18 protein-coding genes are annotated in these 17,584 nt (G+C 72.1%); 6 read left to right on the forward strand and 12 right to left on the reverse strand.

Features of this window, described 5'->3' with window-relative positions:
* Positions 1-21: 21 nt before the first annotated feature.
* From OG505_RS24520 to pdxH, 6 genes are all read right to left on the reverse strand, one after another.
* Positions 22-1,182, reverse strand: coding sequence for an acyl-CoA dehydrogenase family protein (locus OG505_RS24520; protein ID WP_405427948.1), 1,161 nt, complete (start codon positions 1,180-1,182; stop codon positions 22-24).
* 34 nt (positions 1,183-1,216) lie between these two features.
* A complete protein-coding gene (locus tag OG505_RS24525) occupies positions 1,217-1,522 on the reverse strand; it encodes a type II toxin-antitoxin system VapB family antitoxin (RefSeq protein WP_089002310.1) in 306 nt (101 codons plus the stop codon).
* Positions 1,523-1,710: 188 nt separating this feature from the next.
* Positions 1,711-2,313 carry a nitroreductase family protein gene (locus OG505_RS24530; RefSeq protein WP_405427951.1) on the reverse strand — a complete coding sequence of 201 codons (603 nt, stop codon included), beginning with the start codon at positions 2,311-2,313 and terminating at the stop codon, positions 1,711-1,713.
* The gene (locus tag OG505_RS24535) at positions 2,313-3,242 is read right to left on the reverse strand and encodes an aldose 1-epimerase family protein (protein WP_405427953.1); all 930 of its coding nucleotides are present in this window, start codon (positions 3,240-3,242) and stop codon (positions 2,313-2,315) included. The genes OG505_RS24530 and OG505_RS24535 overlap by 1 nt, the downstream gene beginning before the upstream one ends.
* Positions 3,243-3,260: 18 nt before the next feature.
* Entirely contained in the window at positions 3,261-4,559 is a 1,299-nt protein-coding gene (locus OG505_RS24540) for an MFS transporter (protein ID WP_405427955.1), read from the reverse strand.
* Positions 4,556-5,272: a pyridoxamine 5'-phosphate oxidase gene (gene pdxH / locus OG505_RS24545; protein ID WP_405427957.1), complete on the reverse strand. Its 717-nt coding sequence runs from the start codon at positions 5,270-5,272 to the stop codon at positions 4,556-4,558. Before pdxH ends, OG505_RS24540 begins: the two co-directional genes overlap by 4 nt.
* 193 nt (positions 5,273-5,465) lie before the next feature.
* Here pdxH and OG505_RS24550 point away from each other — a divergent pair, with 193 nt between their 5' ends.
* The 3 genes from OG505_RS24550 to sepH all read left to right on the forward strand — a co-directional run bounded on the left by OG505_RS24550 (position 5,466) and on the right by sepH (position 9,242).
* Positions 5,466-6,572, forward strand: a complete 1,107-nt coding sequence (locus tag OG505_RS24550) for a citrate synthase 2 (protein WP_405427959.1) — start codon at positions 5,466-5,468, stop codon at positions 6,570-6,572.
* A 274-nt stretch (positions 6,573-6,846) separates the two neighbouring features.
* Positions 6,847-7,974, forward strand: coding sequence for a phosphoserine transaminase (gene serC, locus OG505_RS24555; protein WP_405427961.1), 1,128 nt, complete (start codon positions 6,847-6,849; stop codon positions 7,972-7,974).
* A gap of 185 nt (positions 7,975-8,159) precedes the next feature.
* Positions 8,160-9,242 carry a septation protein SepH gene (gene sepH / locus OG505_RS24560; RefSeq protein WP_405427963.1) on the forward strand — a complete coding sequence of 361 codons (1,083 nt, stop codon included), beginning with the start codon at positions 8,160-8,162 and terminating at the stop codon, positions 9,240-9,242.
* Positions 9,243-9,363: 121 nt separating this feature from the next.
* On the opposite strand, the gene thpR is transcribed toward sepH, so the two are convergent.
* The 5 genes from thpR to OG505_RS24585 all read right to left on the reverse strand — a co-directional run bounded on the left by thpR (position 9,364) and on the right by OG505_RS24585 (position 14,033).
* Positions 9,364-9,942, reverse strand: coding sequence for an RNA 2',3'-cyclic phosphodiesterase (gene thpR, locus OG505_RS24565; protein WP_405427965.1), 579 nt, complete (start codon positions 9,940-9,942; stop codon positions 9,364-9,366).
* Positions 9,943-9,953: 11 nt separating this feature from the next.
* A complete protein-coding gene (locus tag OG505_RS24570; RefSeq protein ID WP_405427967.1) occupies positions 9,954-10,463 on the reverse strand; it encodes a hypothetical protein in 510 nt (169 codons plus the stop codon).
* Positions 10,464-10,633: 170 nt separating this feature from the next.
* Positions 10,634-11,917, reverse strand: a complete 1,284-nt coding sequence (locus tag OG505_RS24575) for an MFS transporter (RefSeq protein ID WP_405427969.1) — start codon at positions 11,915-11,917, stop codon at positions 10,634-10,636.
* Positions 11,918-11,989: 72 nt separating this feature from the next.
* Positions 11,990-12,439, reverse strand: coding sequence for a MarR family winged helix-turn-helix transcriptional regulator (locus tag OG505_RS24580; protein WP_405427971.1), 450 nt, complete (start codon positions 12,437-12,439; stop codon positions 11,990-11,992).
* Positions 12,440-12,554: 115 nt separating this feature from the next.
* Positions 12,555-14,033 (reverse strand): NCS2 family permease, encoded by a 1,479-nt coding sequence (locus OG505_RS24585; protein WP_405434677.1) that lies wholly within the window; start codon positions 14,031-14,033, stop codon positions 12,555-12,557.
* 88 nt (positions 14,034-14,121) lie between these two features.
* Between OG505_RS24585 and OG505_RS24590 the strand changes: the two genes are divergently transcribed.
* On the forward strand, positions 14,122-14,367 hold the full coding sequence (locus tag OG505_RS24590) for a DUF2530 domain-containing protein (RefSeq protein ID WP_234589025.1): 246 nt from the start codon (positions 14,122-14,124) through the stop codon (positions 14,365-14,367).
* Between the two features lie 37 nt (positions 14,368-14,404).
* On the opposite strand, the gene OG505_RS24595 is transcribed toward OG505_RS24590, so the two are convergent.
* A complete protein-coding gene (locus OG505_RS24595; protein WP_405427974.1) occupies positions 14,405-15,334 on the reverse strand; it encodes a DUF3027 domain-containing protein in 930 nt (309 codons plus the stop codon).
* On the opposite strand from OG505_RS24595, the gene OG505_RS24600 reads away from it, so the two are divergent.
* A complete protein-coding gene (locus OG505_RS24600) occupies positions 15,333-16,934 on the forward strand; it encodes an MFS transporter (protein WP_405427976.1) in 1,602 nt (533 codons plus the stop codon). The genes OG505_RS24595 and OG505_RS24600 overlap by 2 nt on opposite strands.
* Positions 16,931-17,581 carry a futalosine hydrolase gene (locus OG505_RS24605; protein ID WP_405427978.1) on the forward strand — a complete coding sequence of 217 codons (651 nt, stop codon included), beginning with the start codon at positions 16,931-16,933 and terminating at the stop codon, positions 17,579-17,581. The genes OG505_RS24600 and OG505_RS24605 overlap by 4 nt, the downstream gene beginning before the upstream one ends.
* Positions 17,582-17,584: the final 3 nt, after the last annotated feature.

Consider the following 17,584-nt stretch of genomic DNA (forward strand, 5'->3'; position numbering starts at 1 on the left):
CGGAATGCGTAAACGGGCAGGTCAGGCGAAGGCGGAGAGCCCGGTGAGCCGCTGCCCGACGACGAGCTGGTGGATCTCGGACGTGCCCTCGTACGTCAGGACGCTCTCCAGGTTGTTCGCGTGCCGCATCACCGGGTACTCCCCGGAGACGCCGTTGGCGCCGAGGATGGTGCGGCACTGCCGGGCGATGGCCAGGGCCTCCCGCACGTTGTTCAGCTTGCCCACGCTGACCTGCTCGGGGCGGAGCCGGCCGTCGTCGGCGAGCCGGCCGAGGTGCAGCGCGAGCAGTTGACCCTTGACCAGTTCGACGGCCATGTCGGCGAGCTTGGCCTGGGTGAGTTGGAACCCGGCCAACGGCCGGCCGAACTGGGTACGGCTGGTGGCGTACGCCAGGGCGGTCTCCAGGCAGTCCCGTGCCGCGCCGAGCGAGCCCCAGACGATGCCGTACCGGGCCTCGGTCAGGCAGCTCAGCGGGGCCTTGAGCCCGACCGCCTCGGGCAGTTGGGCGTCGGCGGGGAGCCGGACGTCGTCGAGCACGATCTCGCCGGTCACCGACGCGCGCAGCGACATCTTGCGGCTGATCTCGCGGGCCGTGACGCCGGGCGTGTCCATGGGTACGGCGAAACCGCGGACGCCCTCGTCGGTGCGCGCCCAGATGACGGCCACGTCGGCGATCGGCGCGTTGGTGATCCACATCTTGGCGCCGGTGAGCACCCAGTCGTCGCCGTCGCGGCGAGCCCGGGTGGTCATGGACGCCGGGTCGGAGCCGTGGTCGGGTTCGGTGAGGCCGAAGCAGCCGATCGCCTCGCCGGTCGCCATCGCCGGCAGCCAGCGCTGCTTCTGCTCCTCGCTGCCGTAGCGCCAGATGGCGTACATCGCCAGTGAGCCCTGCACCGAGACCAGCGAGCGGAGCCCGGAGTCGCCGGCCTCCAGCTCCTGGCAGGCCAGCCCGTACGCGACGGCGGAGGCGCCGGCGCAGCCGTAGCCGGTCAGGTGCATGCCGAGCAGGCCGAGTTTGCCGAACTCCCGAGCCAGCTCGCGGGCCGGCACGCGACCCTCCTCGTACCACTCGGCGACGTGTGGGCGGACCCGGTCGTCGACGAGCTGGCGGACGACGTCGCGGATCTGCCGCTCCTCCTCGCTGAGCGACGGGTCCAGGTCGAGCAGATCGAGGGCAGTCATGCCGTCACCTTAACGAAGCCTCAGCTCACGCCGGTCACTCGATCGGCCCGGAGAGCACCAGCACGCGGGCGTGGATCTGGTTGCGCTGTTGCAGGGCGGCACGCAGGGCGCGGTGCAGCCCGTCCTCCAGGTAGAGCCCACCGTTCCACTGGACCACGTGCGGAAAGAGGTCGCCGTAGAAGGTCGAATCCTCGGCGAGGAGCTTGTCGAGCGCCAGCTCGCGCTTGGTGGTGATCAACTGGTCCAGGCGCAGCGGACGGGGCGGGATCTCCGCCCACTGCTTGAGCGTCAGGTTGTGCTCCGGATAGGGACGCCCGTCCCGGACCGCTCTGAAGATCACGACGGCACGCTCCCCTCCCCGTGGCCGGGCCGACCGACGATGCCGAGCCGGGCCACGGCGGGCACCGCGCGGCGCGGCACCGATGACCATGCCAGCCTAACCGTCCAGCGCACGCGACGTTCTGCTCCCTGATGTCAGTTTCGCTACCGCTCGCCCGATCCTCAAGTGCGACGAACGGGACACCCCACTCAACTCCACCGCCCGCGCCGCACCACCTCGTCCATCCCGCGCCGCCCTCGGCGCAGCGATGGTGACCGATGGTCCGGCGCACGGTAACCGATTGTGACGGCACCGATGGGCTGGTACTCCTCCGGCACGCCGAACGCCTCGGAGTACGCGCCCAGCCGCTGCGGCGGAATCCCGAAGAAGCACGCCCCCAGCCCCTCGTCCACGGCGGTGAGCAGCATCAGGAGCGCGGCGAAGCCGGTGTCCACGTACCAGTAGGGCACCGGCCAGCGTTCGGTCGACCGGTCCGTCCAGCCCTTGTCCGGCTCCGCGTACCGCCGCAGGTAGGCCGACTCGTTGGCGTGCGGCACCACGATGAGCGGCGCGCGGCGCATCCCCGCCAGCCAGCGCTCCCGCCCGCCACCGGCCGGCGTGGTGGCGGCCCAGAACCGCTCCCGGTCGGCCGCCTCCTCCAACACCAGGAAACCCCAGCCCTGGGCGAAGCCGGCCGACGGGGCGCGCACGGCGTGGTCGAGCAGCCGATCCACCACGTCGGGCGGGACGGGACGGTCCGGGTCGTAGTTGCGCACCATCCGCCGACGGCGGACGACCTCGGCGAACTCCATCACGCCCCGGGACGGATGCCCCAGGCACCCCGCCAGGTCGTGCCGGGCTTGAGCGTGAGCAGGTCCTTGCCCGAGCGGAACGCGTCCGGTGGGCAGGTCATCGGCTCGATCGCCACCGAACGCCGGTGCCGCTCACCGGTGAGCGCGTCCCCGGTGAACACCTGCCACCAGCCGAACTCCGCGTCCGCCCAGATGCTCACCCCGGACGAGGAGTCCGGCGCGGCCAGGCTCACCGAGGAGCCGCCGTCGGCGTCGCGGACCACCTCGCCGAAGCAGAGGTCCAACTCCGCGCCGCCGATCCGGCGCGGGCTGGTCCAGTCGTACTCGGTGCCGGCCACCGGGGTCGCCCCGACCGGGAGCAGCCGACCGTCCACCAGCACACGCGTACGCGCCGGCAGCCGCATGACCAGGTCGTCCACCGCGACACCCGGCAGTTGCAGGTACGGGTGCACCGAGAAGCCGAACGGGGCCACCTCGGCGCCGACGTTGGTCACCTCGTGCTCGGCCCGCAGACCGTCCGCGCTCACACTCCACCGGCTGACCAGCCGCAGCGGCCACTCGTAGCCGGGCTGTGGCGGCAGGTCGTAGCCGAGGGTCACCGCGTCCGCGGACTGCTCCAGCAGCCGCCACGGCACCCAGTTGACCAGCCCGTGGATGGCGACGTGCCGTTCCGGCTCGGTCAGCGCGAGCTGGTGCGTCCGGTCGGCGAACGGGTAGCGACCGTCGCGGATCCGGTTCGGCCAGGGCGCGAGCACCTGCCCGGCGCAGCCGGGGCAGACCTCGTCGGTCCGGTAGCCGTCGAGCAGGTCGACGCCGTCGTGCCGGTACGTCCGCAGCCCGCCGCCCACCTCCACGATGACGGCCTCGTGGCCCGCGGCGGCGATGGTCCACTGTGCGCCCGAGAAGGGGCGCTGGTCGGGGCTTTCCATGCCGGCGACCCTAACCGGTCACGGCCGGTCGCCGCTCGACGCCGTCGCGGCCCGGTAGCGCAGCAGCGCCGGGAAGGCGACCGCGAGCACCACCACGAGCACCGCCGAGGCGAGCCCACCGGCGACCCAGGCAACCCCGCCGCCGAACCCGGCGGCCATGGTGCCGGCCCGCAGGTCACCCAGGCGCGGACCGCCGGCCACCACCACCGTGTTGACGCCCTGGAGCCGACCGCGCATCTCATCCGGCGCGTACACCAGCAGCATGGACTGGCGCAGTACGGCGCTGACCAGGTCGGCGGCGCCGGCCACGGCGAGCAGCAGGACCATCAGCCAGAGCTGGTGGGCCAACCCGGCCGCGGCGATCGCCAGGCCCCAGCCGACCACCGCGACCACCAGGCCGACCCCCTGCCGGCGGAGTCGACCGATCCAGCCGGACGTCAGCCCGCCGATCATGGAACCGATGGCGATGGCGCTGTAGAGCAGACCGACCGAACCGCCGCCGCCGAACCGCTCCTGGGCGATCTCCGGGAACAGCGCCCTGGGCATGGCCAGGATCATCGCGATCAGGTCCACGCCGAAGGAGAGCAGCAGCACCGGCGTGGTGGCGAGGTACCGAAATCCGTCGATCACGCTGGCCAGGCCGGCACGCCGGGCCTGGCCGTCGGCGGTCGGCTCGGGCGGGAGCGAGGGCAGCCGCAGCGCGGCCCAGAGCATGGCGGTGAACAGCACCGCGTCCAACCCGTACGCGATCGGCAGCACCACAGTGGTGTCCGGCGAGGCGGAGAGGATCAGACCGGCGGCGAGCGGGCCGGCGACCGAGGCTGCGGTGAAGGTCGTGTAGTTCAGGGTGGTGGCGGACGCCACCAGGTCGTCCGGCACCAGCCTGGGCAGCATGGCGCTGCGGGCCGGCGAGGTGATCGCGAAGGCCACGGACTGCACCGCCATCAACGCCAGCAACAGCACCGGGCTGCCCACGTTCAGCAGCGCCTGGACCAGCAACCCGAGGGTGGATGCCCAGAGCAACAATGAGCCGCTGAGCAGTACCGCACGGCGGTCGCGGGCGTCGGCGACCGCGCCACCCCAGAGCCCGAAGATCAGCAGGGGTACGAAGGCAGCCACACCCAGCAGACCGACCCAGAACGAGTCCCGGGTCAGGGCGTACATCTCCACCGGCACCGCGACGGCGGTGAACTGGAAGCCGAACATCGCCACGGTGTTGCCGAGCCACAACCGGCGGTACGCCGGAACCCGCAGCGGACGGACGTCGATCGCCCAGCGGCGCGCTCCGCGCGGCCGGGCCTCCTGCACACCCGTCACGGCGCCAGCCGCTCGACGATCCAGTCGCCTCCGTCGACGCGACGGAACCGCAGGCGGTCGTGCAGCCGACCGGCCCGCCCCTGCCAGAACTCCACCGATTCCGGCCGGACGCGCAGACCACCCCAGTGCGGCGGAGGCGGGATGACCGTCGCGTCGGCGAACCGCTCGGCCACCTCCCGATAGCGCTCCTCAAGGGCGGCCCGGTCCGGCACCACCTGCGACTGCGGGCTGGCCCAGGCGCCCACCTGCGAGCCGCGTGGCCGGCTCGCGAAGTACGACTCGGTCACCGCCCGCTCGACCGGGGCGATCGACCCGGCGACCACCACCTGCCGCTGCATCGGAAACCACGGAAAGACCAGGCTGGCGTACGGGTTGCCGGACGCCTCGACGCCCTTGCGCGAGAGGTGGTTGGTGAAGAAGACGAAGCCCTCGGGGTCGTACCCCTTGAGCAGCACCGTCCGGCCGCTGGGCCGGCCGGCGGCGTCGGCGGTGCCCACCACCATCGCGTTCGGTTCGGGCAGCCCGAAGGCCACCGCGTCGGCGAACCAGCTGTCGAACTGGCGGTGCCAGTCGGCGGCCAGGTCAGCTTCGGTCAGGCCCAGGTCCGCGGCGTACTCGTTACGCATCGCGGCCGGGGCGGGTGTGTCGCCCGTCACGTCCCCACTCCTTTTCAACGGCCCGACGAGCACCCTTCCGCGCTGGCCAGTCCGCATCGCCCAGTCTCACCGAGTGGCGCGGAGAATGCGCGTCCCCAGATGTCGTGTGCAGCACAGTCGCAGCGGGTCGCATATCCGGTTACGCAGCAGGCAAGATGTTCCGAACACATCCCTGAGGGTCGCCTAAGGGGCTCGGCCGACCGGGCCGGCTCAGCTGATCAGGCGCACCGACCAGATCCAGGAGAGCGACATGGCCGATTTCAAACCCGGTCTGGAGGGCGTCGTAGCCTTCGAGACCGAGATCGCCGAACCCGACCGCGAGGGTGGCGCGCTGCGCTATCGCGGGGTCGACATCGAGGATCTGATCGGCCAGGTCTCGTTCGGCAACGTGTGGGCGCTCCTGGTCGACGGCCGGTTCGGGCCGGGCCTGCCGCCGGCGGAGCCGTTCCCGGTGCCGGTGCACTCCGGCGACATCCGGGTCGACGTGCAGTCGGCGGTCGCGATGCTGGCGCCGTACTGGGGGCTCAGCCAGCTGTTGGACATCTCCGACGAGCAGGCCCGTGAGGACCTCGCCCGGGTGTCGGTGACCGCGCTCTCCTTCGTCGCGCAGTCCGCTCGCGGCCTCGGCCTGCCGGCCGTGCCGCAGAAGGAGATCGACAAGGCGGAGACGATCGTCGAGCGGTTCATGAAGCGCTGGCGGGGCGAGCCGGACCCGCGGCACGTCAAGGCCGTCGACGCCTACTTCATCTCGGCCGCCGAGCACGGCCTGAACGCCTCCACCTTCACCGCCCGCATCGTGGCCTCCACCGGGGCCGACGCGGCGGCCTGCATCTCGTCGGGCATCGGCGCCCTCTCCGGGCCGCTGCACGGCGGAGCGCCGTCCCGCGTGCTCAGCATGTTGGAGGCCGTGGAGCGCAGCGGCGACGCGGAGGGCTACGTCAAGGGTGTCCTGGACCGCGGCGAGCGGCTGATGGGCTTCGGCCACCGCGTCTACCGCGCCGAGGACCCGCGCGCCCGCGTGCTCCGGCGCACCGCCAAGGAGCTGGGCGCACCGCGCTTCGAGATCGCCGAGGCGCTGGAGAAGGCCGCCCTCGCCGAGCTTCAGGCCCGCCGCCCGGACCGGGTGCTGGCCACCAACGTCGAGTTCTGGTCGGCCGTGGTGCTGGACTTCGCCGAGGTGCCGGCGCACATGTTCACCTCGATGTTCACCTGCGCCCGGATGGGCGGCTGGAGCGCGCACATCCTGGAGCAGAAGCGTCTGCAGCGGCTGGTCCGCCCGTCCGCCCGCTACGTCGGCCCGAACACCCGCAAGCCCAGCGACGTCGAGGGCTGGAGCGCCATCCCCCACGGCGCCTGACCGGCATGAAAGGAAGGGCCCCTTCTTAACGCCTCGTGTATAGGAGGGGCCCCTTCCTAACAACGCGCCCGGGCCGGCGCCGCCGGGTGTGGCGAAGGACTCAGGCCGGCCCTCGGGACCCCGACTTCCACGGCCCGGACCGGGTGCGAGGATGAGGGTCGGCAGTGTCGCCGGATCGCCGGTACGGATCCCGGCCGCCGTGCGCCCGCGTACGCGCCCCGCCGCCGGTCCGCACCGAGCCCGCCCTCGCCCATGCGGAAGGACCTTCAAGACCGTGGCTGACGCACCGATCATCCGGATTCCCGACGAGATCAAGCCCGCCGACGGACGTTTCGGCTGCGGCCCGTCCAAGGTCCGTCCGGCGGCCGTGTCCGCGCTCGCCGAGGTGGCGACCAGCTACCTGGGCACGTCGCACCGGCAGAAGACGGTCCGCGACCAGGTGGCCCGACTGCGTTCCGGCATCGCCGAGTTCTTCTCGCTGCCCGAGGGCTACGAGGTCGTGATCGGCAACGGCGGCACCACCGCGTTCTGGGAGGTCGCCACCTTCGGCCTCGTCCGCGACCGTGCGCAGTTCGCCAGCTTCGGCGAGTTCGGCGCGAAGTTCGCCAAGTCGGTCGCCGACGCTCCGTTCCTGGGTGAGCCGACCGTCCGCAAGGCCGCGGCGGGCAGCGCGCCCACCCTGGTCGCCGAGGCCGGCGTGGACGTGTACGCGACGCCGCACAACGAGACCTCGACCGGCGTGGCCGTGCCGATCAACCGGGTGGCCGGTGCGGACGAGGGGTCGCTGCTCCTGGTCGACGCCACCTCGGGCGCCGGTGGCCTGGACGTCAACGTCGGCGAGACCGACGTCTACTACTTCGCGCCGCAGAAGTGCTTCGGCTCCGACGGCGGCCTTTGGCTGGCTCTGATGTCGCCGGCCGCGCTGGACCGGGCCGCCGAGATCAAGGCTTCGGGGCGTTACATCCCGGCCTTCCTGGACCTGGTGACCGCGATCGACAACTCGCGGCTGGAGCAGACGTACAACACTCCGGCGCTGGCCACCATCTTCCTCGCGGCCGAGCAGACCGACTGGATGAACGCGCAGGGTGGTCTGTCCTGGGCGGCCAAGCGCACGGCGGAGAGCGCCGCGACGGTGTACGGCTGGGCCGAGCGGTCCACGGTGGCCACCCCGTTCGTCACCGACCCGGCACTGCGGTCCAACGTGGTCGCGACCATCGACTTCGCCGACGGGGTGGACGCCACCGCGATCGCCAAGGCGCTGCGCGCCAACGGCATCGTCGACACCGAGCCGTACCGCAAGCTCGGCCGCAACCAGTTGCGGATGGCCCTGTTCCCGGCCGTCGAGCCGGCCGACGTCGAGGCGCTGACGGCGTCGATCGACTACGTCGTCGAGCGCCTCTGAGCATCGTCACGGTGGGTGTCCGTCGGGGCCTCGATGGACACCCACCGTGATCATCGCCGCAGCTCAGTCGCGACATGCGGGGTGTCGCTTCCCCCACCCCGAGACAGATGCGCGTACGGTGGTCCGAGACGCCTGGGTGGCCGACTCGTGGCGTGCGGCCAGCGAAGCGGGACGGAGGCAACGCTATGCGCCCAGTACGCTTCGTCGCCCTCTCCGAGGACGGCCATGCTCTGGTGCTCGCCGACGAGGTCGGGCGCCTGCTCGCCCTTCCGATCGACGAGCGGATCGCTGGCGCGTTGCACGCGGAGCCGGGCGCTCCGCCGCTCGCGGTGGCGCCGACGGCCGCCGACCCGGTTCCCTCGCTGTCCCCTCGCGACATCCAGGCCCGCATCCGTTCCGGTGAGTCTGCCGAGGACGTCGCCCGGATCGCCGGGGTGCCGGTCGACCGGGTCCTGCGCTACGCCGGCCCGGTGCTTCAGGAGCGGGCGATGCTCGCTCAGCACGCCCGTCGCACCCGACTCAAGGGCGCGGAGAAGCCGACCCCGCTCGCCGAGGTGGTCAACGGCCGGCTGAGCCAGCACGGCATCGACACCGAGAAGATCTCCTGGGACGCGTACCGGCGTGAGGACGGCACCTGGCGGATCATCGCCACCTGGCCGTCCGGTAAGGCCACCGCGCAGGCCATCTGGGATCTCGACAAGACCCGGCAGGCGGTCGCGCCGCACGACGACATGGCGCAGTACCTGTGCGCCGAGCGGCCCACGCCGATCCTCGGCCAGGAGCCGGCGCCGGAGCGGGGTGGGCACGGCCTGCCCGGCCCGTCGCGTGGTGAGCCGAGTCGTGGTGGGCACGGGTTGCCGGCCGCCTCCGAGCACCCGCGTTCCGGTCGGGATCCGATCCGGGCCGGCCGGGATGCCCTGCTCGCCTCGCTGGACCGTCCACTCGGCGCCTCGTCGGGGCGCGGGCTGGAACCGCGTACCCCGGCTGCTCTGGCCGGGTCGGACGCGCCCCGGCAGCGGCCGGTCGGCGGCGGCGCCGCCGCGTTGCTCGGCGGTGGCCAGGGCTCGGCCTTCGACGACGACTCGGACGCGCCCAAGGAGGTCCCGGCCGTCCCGTCGCTGGCGGTGCTGCGGCCCCGTCGGACCGGCACGGCGGCCGCGGCGGCCGGTGGCGAGTCCACCGACGCCAGCGGCAAGCCGCGCAAGCGCCTGCCGAGCTGGGACGACGTGCTCTTCGGCAGCGGCCCGGCCGCCCGCGAATCCTCCTGACGCTTGGCGTCGGGGGGCGGCGAACGGCCCCGCCGACTGGCGGTGGTCCATTCCCGAGATCGCCGATGTCGCGGTATCCCGTGCGGTTGACGCCCCGACATCGGCGATCCGGAGTGGATCGTCACAGCGCCCAGGCGGCCAGGCGCTCGTAGCGCGGCTCCGGCCCTTGGTGGCTGCGGACGAGCACCAGCTCGCCGGCCGACCACTCCGGTCCCTGATAGTCGTCCAGGGCAGCCCGATCGGCGTCGACGGCAGCCGGCTCGACCCGGTCGCCGGGCCGGGCGACGGTCAGGTGCGGCCGGAACGGCTTGTCGTCGTACGCCAGCCCGGCGTGGCGCAACCGATCCCGGATCAGTCGGGCCAGATCGTGCAGCGCCTCGACGTCGCCCCGGGCATCCACCCAGAGCACGGTGTGCCGACCGTCGCCGAACACCCCGCCGCCGCCGAGACTCAGCCGGGGCGAGGCGTCCAGGCCGTCGCGGAACCACTGCGCGGCGAGCCCGAGTGCGCCCTGCACCTCGACCAGCCGGGCGGCCTCGACGTCACCGAGGAACGCCAGGGTGAGGTGCAGGTTCACCGGGTCGGCGAGCCGGGCCCGGACGCCCGCGGCGGCCGCCGCCGCGACGCGCAGGCGGGCCACCCGTGCGCCGAGGTGGGTGACCGCCTCCATGGGCGGGTAGACCGCGACGAAGAGCCGCACCGCCCGGCCGGTCAGCGGTGCCGTTGCCGGTGCCCGGCCCGGGCCGCCGGCAGGGTCAGACCGGCGGCGTGCAGGACGCCCTCCACCCGTACCCGTTCGATCTCCTGGTCGACGCCGGTCAGCTCGGTGAGGTGTTCGGTGATCCCGAGGGCGCGGCAGGCCAGCCGGAGCCGGTCGTCGTACGCCTGGACGAGCGCGCCGTACCAGACCATCGACCGGCCGCTGCCGCCGAGCCGCTGACCGCCGAGGCGACGCAGGTCGGCGGCGAGCTGTTCCAACGGGCGACGGTCGGTGCGGTCGAACTCGCTGAAATCGATGTCGCGGGTCAGCGCGTCGGCTTCGATGGCCCGGTCGAGGCGGGCGATGGTGCGTCGCTCCCGCCGGCGCTCGCGCCACTCGGACCAGCCGCAGACCACCCGGTCGATGATCTCGTCGGCGCAGAAGAGCAGGGCGAACGCCGCCGGGAGGCTGGCCACGGCGAGGAACGCCAGGGCAAGCATCAGCGCGCGTTCGACTCCCACATATCGACGCTAAGCCCCGTCGTGCCCGCCCGCCACCGGATTGACCGCATCCGCGCCTTCCGCTCAACACGACGCACGCAGTCCGGCCCTCCGGTGCCGGCCCTCAGCCGAAGTTAAAAAGGGCCCCTTGTTATGCAAAATGCGATAACAAGGGGCCCTTCCTTACACCCTCAGCAGTCGGTGGAGGTGACGTAGAAGCGGGGCATGGGCAGCACCCGGAAGCGCAGTCGCGCACCGGAGCGGCGCAGTTGCCAGGTGAGCGCGATCAGCGCGGTGGCCAGCGAGACCAGCCCGCCCATCCAGATGCTCGCCCCGGCGCCGAAGCGCTCGGCGATCCAGCCGATGAGCGGTGCGCCGACCGGGTTGGTGCCCAGGAACACCAGCACCCACAGGGCCATCACCCGTCCCCGGAAGGCGGCGTCCACCCCGAGCTGGACGCGCTGGTTGGCGGCCTGGGCGAAGAAGACCATGAAGAAGCCGGTGGGCACGAGCAGTGCCACGACCAGCCAGTACGTCCCAGCGAAGCCGACCAGGGTGCCGAAGCTGGCGCATGCGACCGCGGCGCCGAGCACCAGCCACACCGAGGGCCGACTGCGCCGGCCGGTGCCGCTGAGAGCACCGCCGAGCGCGCCGACCGCCAGCGCCGTGCTGAACAGGCCGAACGAGGCGGCACCGGTGTGGAAGACCGTCTTGGCCAGCGCCGCCAGGGTGAGCTGGAAGTTGAAGAGTGACATACCGATCACCGACATGACCGCCATCGGCAACAGCAGGTCTGGGCGGCGCCACACGTACCGCAGCCCGTCGACGACCTTCGCGGACGCCCGCTCGTCGCGCGGTGGGAGCGCGTCGCGGTGCAGTTCGCTCGTCCGCATCCGGACCACGTTGACCAGCGGCGCGATCGAGCTGAGCGCGGTGAAGAGGAACACCGGGCCCACGTCGAAGGCGGCGATGGCCAGGCCGGCGACCGCCGGGCCGACGATCCGGGCGGAGTTGAACACGGCGGCGTTCAGCGACAGGGCGTTGGGCAGCAGCGGCGTGCCGACCAGTTCGGAGACGAACGCCTGGCGGACCGGGGTCTCCACGGCGTTGGCCACGCCGAGCAGGGCGGCGAACGCGAAGACGTGCCAGAGCTGCACCAGGTCGGTGAGGACCAGCATGGCCATCCCGAGCGCCAGCACGGTCCAGAAGGCGTTGGCGACGAAGAGCAGCACCCGCTTGTCATAGCGGTCGGCGAGCCGGCCGGAGAGCAGCGTGAGCAGCAGCACCGGGGTGAACTGAAGCGCGGTGACCACGCCGAGCGCGGTGGCCGAGTTGTCGGAGAGCTCGAGGACGAGCCAGTCCTGGGCGATGAACATCATCCAGACGCCGATCAGTTTGATCAGCTGCCCGGATGCGAAGAGCCGGTAGTTGCGGACCTGTAGGGACTGGAACATCGTGCTCAGCTTGGCCTGCACTCTCGGTGCGCCTCCTCAAGGACGTACGCGTCATCGACAGGTGACGGCACGGCCGGAGTGGCGCGCGCGGGCTCAGGCGCGAGCAAGCTGCTGGAGAATCTCGGCGGCCCTCTGCAGGGTCTCCCGTTGGTCCTCGTCGAGCGCGGCCAGCCGGTGGGCCAGCCATTCGTCGCGGGCCCGCTCGAACTGGTCGAGCACGGCCTGCCCTCCTTCGGTCGCCGCGAGGATGACCTGCCGACCGTCGGTCGGATGGGGGGTCCGCTGCACGAGGCCGCGGTCCTCCAACTTTGCGACGATCTTGGTCATCGTCGGTGGCTGCACCCGTTCGACATCGGCCAGTTCCCGGGGCGTCATCGCGCCCGCCAGCCGCAGGCTGGTGAGCGCGGAGACCTGGGTGACCGTGAGGTCGCCGACCGGCCGGGCCCGTCGGACCCGCCGGTTGAGTCGGGTGATCGCATCTCGCAACTGGGGAGCCAGCTGCGCCGGTGGCACGCGTTCCGCCGTCACCGTCCGCTCCGTCACGTTAGTTAGCTTAACTAATGAGCCTGGCTAACGACATCCGTTATGACCAGGCTCACGGGGATGTTTGTGCTGCTCCGGGCGGGGAATCACCCTCGATTCCCCGCCCGGACGACGCTCAGAGCACCAGCGACTCGATGGGCCCGCGCAGGAAGTACAGCACGAAGAGCACGGCCACCCCGTACAGCAGCGGGTGGACCTCCCGGGCCTTACCCTTCGCCAGCTTGACCACCACGAAAGTGATCAGACCGGCGCCGATCCCGTTGGAGATCGAGTAGGTGAACGGCATCAGCACGATGGTGAGGAACGCCGGGATGGCGATCTCGTAGTCGGACCAGTCGATCGTCCGTACCGCGGTCATCATCAGGAAACCGACCACCACCAGGGCCGTCGACGCCGCCTCGAACGGCACGATCACCACCAGCGGCGTCAGGAACATCGCCAGCAGGAAGAGGACGCCGGTGACCAGGCTGGCCACGCCGGTCCGGGCACCCTCTCCGACACCGGCGGCACTCTCGATGTACGACGTGTTGCTGGAGGTGCTGGCCGCGCCACCGGCCGCCGCCGCGATCGAGTCGACCAGCAGGATCTCCTTGGCCTTCGGCGGGGTGGCCCGCTCGTCGAGCAGGCCACCCTCCTGACCAACCGCCACCATCGTGCCCATGGTGTCGAAGAAGTCCGTGATCAACAGGGTGAAGACGAACATCAGCACGACCACCCAGCCGGCCCGGCCCCACGAGTCGAGCACGTTGAACTTGCCGAGCAGCGACAGGTCCGGCACGTCCACCACCGTCTTGGGCAGCTCCGGCACGGTCAGCGCCCAGCCCTTCGGGTTGGGCTTTCCGTTGACGAACGACGGGCCGATGTTGGCGACCGCCTCGACGATGACCGCCAGCAGGGTGGAGGTCAGGATCCCGATCAGGATCGCGCCCTTCACCCGGCGTACCACCAGCACCAACGTGAGCAGCAGGCCCACCACGAAGACCAGCAGCGGCCAGCCCACCAGCTTGCCGCCGATGCCCAGGCCGACCGGCACGGTGGTGTTCGCGACGTCCGGGATCCGCCGGACGAAGCCGGCGTCCACCAGGCCGATGATGGTCAGGAAGAGGCCGATGCCGACGCCGATCGCCGTCTTCATCTGCGTGGGCACCGCGCGGAACACCGCGGTCCGCAGGCCGGTGAGCACCAGCACAGCGATGATCACACCCTCGATCACCACCAGGCCCATCGCGTCGGCCCAGGTCATCTCGGGGGCGATCTCGTACGCCACCAGGGCGTTGACGCCCAGACCGGCGGCGAGCGCCAGCGGGAACCGGCCAACCACGCCCATCAGGATGGTCATCAGCCCGGCGACCAGCGCGGTCGCCGCGGCCAGCGCCGGAATCGGGAGGGACTTGCCGTCACCGTCGACGGCACCACCCAGGATCAACGGATTGAGCACCACGATGTACGCCATCGTGAAGAAGGTCGCCAGCCCACCGCGTACCTCACGGCTCAACGTCGAGCCGCGGGCGGAGATCTCGAAGAACCGGTCGAAACCGTTACGCGGGTGAGCGGGGTCGGGAGGTGTGCCGTTCTCGGGCGGCAATACTGCCATCAGGTCCTCGCAGGTGATCTTCCGGTTGTCGCGCGCATCGTCCCAGATCACCGACGGGCAGGGAAAGCGGATCGCGTACGCTTGCCCGATGCCGAATGACCAGCCACCGCGCCCCGCGCCGCTGGACCCACCGATGGTGCCGTTCGCCGTCGCCGGGCTGATCGCATGGGCGGTCGTCGGGCTGGTGCTGCTGGTCTTCTTCCGGGGCTGGCTGACCGAGCACCACCACGAGAACTGGCTCTGGACCTGCCTCGCCGGTTTCCTGTGGGGGTTCCCCGGCCTCGCTGTCATGCTCCGTCACGACGCCAACCGACGCCGCCGCCGCGCAAACTGAGCGTACCCGGCTGCGCCGGGAGCGCTGGCACGAACGCTCAGGGGTGCCCGTACGGCTCCGCCGGCTCGGCTGCCTCCACCGAGCCCGGGGCACGGCTGACCGACATGGACTCCACCGCGCTGTCGTCGTACACCGTCGGAAGATCCTCCACCGCGGTCTCGGCGGCCTCGATCAGCGTCTCGGAGTGGGCGCCGCAACCATGGTCGGCGCTGACCACCCGGCCGTCGTCCGGAGCGTAGAAGTTGCCGCACGCCCCGAACGCCTGCCGCAGCGCACCCGCCAGCGGCAGGTAGAAGCCGCAGGTGCCGCAGCGAGCGGCGGCCGGAGCGGCGGTGGAGATGGCCGCCGTGGGGCCGTGATCACCGTCGTACCAGCGCTGCGCCGCGTCGGCACGCCCCTCCCGGGAGAGGACCCGCGCCCGGCCGAGACCCAGCTCCCAGGCGGTCTCCTCGACCGCCGGGTCGTCGGAGAGCAGATAGCCGGGGACCAGCCGCTCGTCCTCCGGAGACGTCGGCAGCAGGTCACCCGGGCCGAGGTCACCCGGCTTGAGCCGCTCCTGCCAGGGCAGCCAGCCGGGCGCGAGCAGCGCGTCCGGGCCGGGCAGCAGCACCGTCTCGCAGATGGTCACCGTGCGGCTACGCGCCACGCGGGTGACGGTAACCGCCCAGCGCCAGCCGCGGTAGCCGGCGAGGCGGCATTCGAAGTAGTGGGTGACCAGCCGTTCACCCTCGGCCACGACCTGCAGGTGGTCGCCGACGTCGTCGGCGTCCACCTCGGTGATGCCAGCGCGGGCCACCTCGACGGCGGCGGCGCAGACCTGGTCGAGACGGGCGGCACGGGTGGAGGCGGGCCTGGTCACCGGACCATTGTTCCCCATGCTCCCCGCGGGGGTGACAGGGACTCCCGGGGAACCTTTCACCGCAGTGGTGCGGCGTACCTGGATCAGATGGGCGAGGATGGTGCACATGCCGCCGTACTCCCGCTCCGGGCGATCCGTCCTCGGGCGGACCGTCGGCACCGGCATTCGGGTCGTCCGCCTGCTCCTTCGTGGTTCGGTGGGCAGCGGCCGCTGGGTGACCCGCCGGGCCGGTCGGGCCCGGACGCGGGGCGCCGGCGGCGAGGTCGGCATGGTCCGCCTCTTCGATCTGCACGCCGTCTCCTGTGCGGGCGACACACTGATCGCCATCGGCTTGGCCGGGACGATCTTCTTCAACGTGCCGCTCGGCGAGGCCCGCAGCAAGGTCGCGCTCTACCTGCTGGTGACCATGGTGCCGTTCGCGATGCTCGCCCCCGTGGTGGGTCCGCTGCTGGACCACTTCCGGCACGGCCGGCGGTACGCGCTGGCCGCGACCATGCTCGGCCGGGCGTTCCTGGCCTGGTTGATCTCCGACTACATCCACGGCTTCGGGCTCTATCCGGCCGCGTTCGGTGTGCTCGCGCTGTCGCGTGCGTACGGCGTGGCACGGTCCGCGGCGGTGCCCCGACTGCTGCCGGAGGGGCTGGGCCTCTCCCAGGTGGGTGCACGGGCCAGCATCTACGGCACGGTCGCGGGCGCGCTGGTCGCGCCGATCGGGTTGGCCGCGTTCTGGTTCGGCCCGCAGTGGCCACTGCGCGTCGCGTCCGTGATCTTCCTGGTCGGCATGGTGATCGCGCTGCGCCTGCCGCCGAAGGCCGACTCGGAGCCACCGGAGCGGGTCCCCCGACCACTGCGCGCGCTGGGCCGACGCCGGGGCGACCGGCCGCTGGGCCGGGGCCGCCCGGCCGGCCGGCTGGTGATCGCCACCCTGATCGGCGCCGCGACGCTCCGCGCGATGTACGGCTTCCTGCTGCTCTTCCTCGCCTTCGCGATCAAGAAGGGCGACCTGACCACCGTCGTGTTCGGCCGGGATCTGGGCGCCAAGTGGGCGCTGGGAGTGGTCGGGGGCGCGCTCGCGGTCGGCAGTTTCCTGGCCACCGCCATCGGCACCCGGCTGCGCATCCACCGGCCGACCGCCATCCAGTCCAGCAGCATGATCATCGTGGCTGGGGTGGCGGTGCTCGCCGTCATCCAGTTCTCACTGGTGATGGTCGCTCTGCTCTGCCTGGTCGCCGCGCTGGTCAGCGGAATAGCGAAGCTGGCCGTGGACGCCTCGATCCAGGAGCGCATCCCGGAACGGCTGCGAGCCAGTTCCTTCGCCCACTCCGAGACAGTGCTGATGCTCGCGTTCGTCGTCGGCGGCGGGCTCGGGCTGGTCCCGTTCAACGGGCGGACCGGCATCGCGGTCGCCGCCGGAGTCGGCGTACTGGCCGCGATCCGGGGTGTGCTGGTCGCCGCCCGACTGCGCGGCGAGAAGCTGGCCGGCCGGCCGCTCGGCGACGACGAACTGACCGGGGACGAGCCGGCCGACGAACCCGGGGACGTCGCACCCACCTCGCCGGCACCGGCCCAGTCCAGCTCTCCGCAGTACGACAGCCCCGGCCTGACCCCGCCGGGCTACCACATCTACCGCCCGTCCTCGGCGGTCGGCCGCCCGGGTGGCGGAGCCGACGACGAGACCTCCCGCGAGTCCCCCGGCTCACTCTCGTGACCGGTCTGCTGGTGGTGACGGCGGTGCCAGCCGAGGCGGACGCGGTCCGCGCCGGGCTGACCGACCCCACCGTGACCGTCACCCCGGTCGGCGTGGGCCCGGCCGTCGCCGGCGCCGCCACCGCACGGCTGTTGGCGCTGGCCGAGGCCGCCGGGCGCCCGTACCGCGCGGTGGTCAGCGTCGGCGTGGCCGGCGGCTTCAGCGGGCGGGCCGAGGTCGGCGACACCGTGCTCGGCACCGCCAGCATCGCCGCCGACCTGGGCGCCGAGTCACCGGAGGGTTTCATCCCCGTCGACGAGCTGGGCATGCCGCCCGCGCTGCTCGGTGGCGGCAGCGTGGTGCCGGCCGACCCGGACCTGCTGGCGGCACTGTGCGCCGCCCTGCCGGCGGCCACGACCGGCCCGGTGCTCACGGTCAGCACGGTCACCGGCACCGCCGCCAGCACCGAGGAGCTGCGCCGCCGGCATCCGGAGGCGGTCGCCGAGGCCATGGAGGGGTACGGGGTGGCGGTCGCCGCCGCGCAGGCCGGGGTGCCCTTCGTCGAGCTGCGCACGATCTCCAACCCCATCGGCCCCCGCGACCGCGACGCCTGGCGGCTGCGCGAGGCCCTCACCGCGCTGACCACGGCAGCTCCGGCGCTGCGCTGACCA

Origin of the sequence: Micromonospora sp. NBC_00617, assembly GCF_045161355.1 — a bacterium.
Taxonomy (GTDB): domain Bacteria; phylum Actinomycetota; class Actinomycetes; order Mycobacteriales; family Micromonosporaceae; genus Micromonospora.

What these genes read in the sequence shown, in the direction of transcription:
- OG505_RS24520 (WP_405427948.1), bottom strand. Translation starts at nt 1,182, where the DNA reads ATGACTGCCCTCGATCTGCTCGACCTGGACCCGTCGCTCAGCGAGGAG.
- OG505_RS24530 (WP_405427951.1), bottom strand. Translation starts at nt 2,313, where the DNA reads ATGGAGTTCGCCGAGGTCGTCCGCCGTCGGCGGATGGTGCGCAACTAC.
- OG505_RS24535 (WP_405427953.1), bottom strand. Translation starts at nt 3,242, where the DNA reads ATGGAAAGCCCCGACCAGCGCCCCTTCTCGGGCGCACAGTGGACCATC.
- pdxH (WP_405427957.1), bottom strand. Translation starts at nt 5,272, where the DNA reads ATGCGGACTGGCCAGCGCGGAAGGGTGCTCGTCGGGCCGTTGAAAAGG.
- OG505_RS24550 (WP_405427959.1), top strand. Translation starts at nt 5,466, where the DNA reads ATGGCCGATTTCAAACCCGGTCTGGAGGGCGTCGTAGCCTTCGAGACC.
- sepH (WP_405427963.1), top strand. Translation starts at nt 8,160, where the DNA reads ATGCGCCCAGTACGCTTCGTCGCCCTCTCCGAGGACGGCCATGCTCTG.
- OG505_RS24585 (WP_405434677.1), bottom strand. Translation starts at nt 14,033, where the DNA reads ATGGCAGTATTGCCGCCCGAGAACGGCACACCTCCCGACCCCGCTCAC.
- OG505_RS24590 (WP_234589025.1), top strand. Translation starts at nt 14,122, where the DNA reads ATGCCGAATGACCAGCCACCGCGCCCCGCGCCGCTGGACCCACCGATG.
- OG505_RS24600 (WP_405427976.1), top strand. Translation starts at nt 15,333, where the DNA reads ATGCCGCCGTACTCCCGCTCCGGGCGATCCGTCCTCGGGCGGACCGTC.
- OG505_RS24595 (WP_405427974.1), bottom strand. Translation starts at nt 15,334, where the DNA reads ATGTGCACCATCCTCGCCCATCTGATCCAGGTACGCCGCACCACTGCG.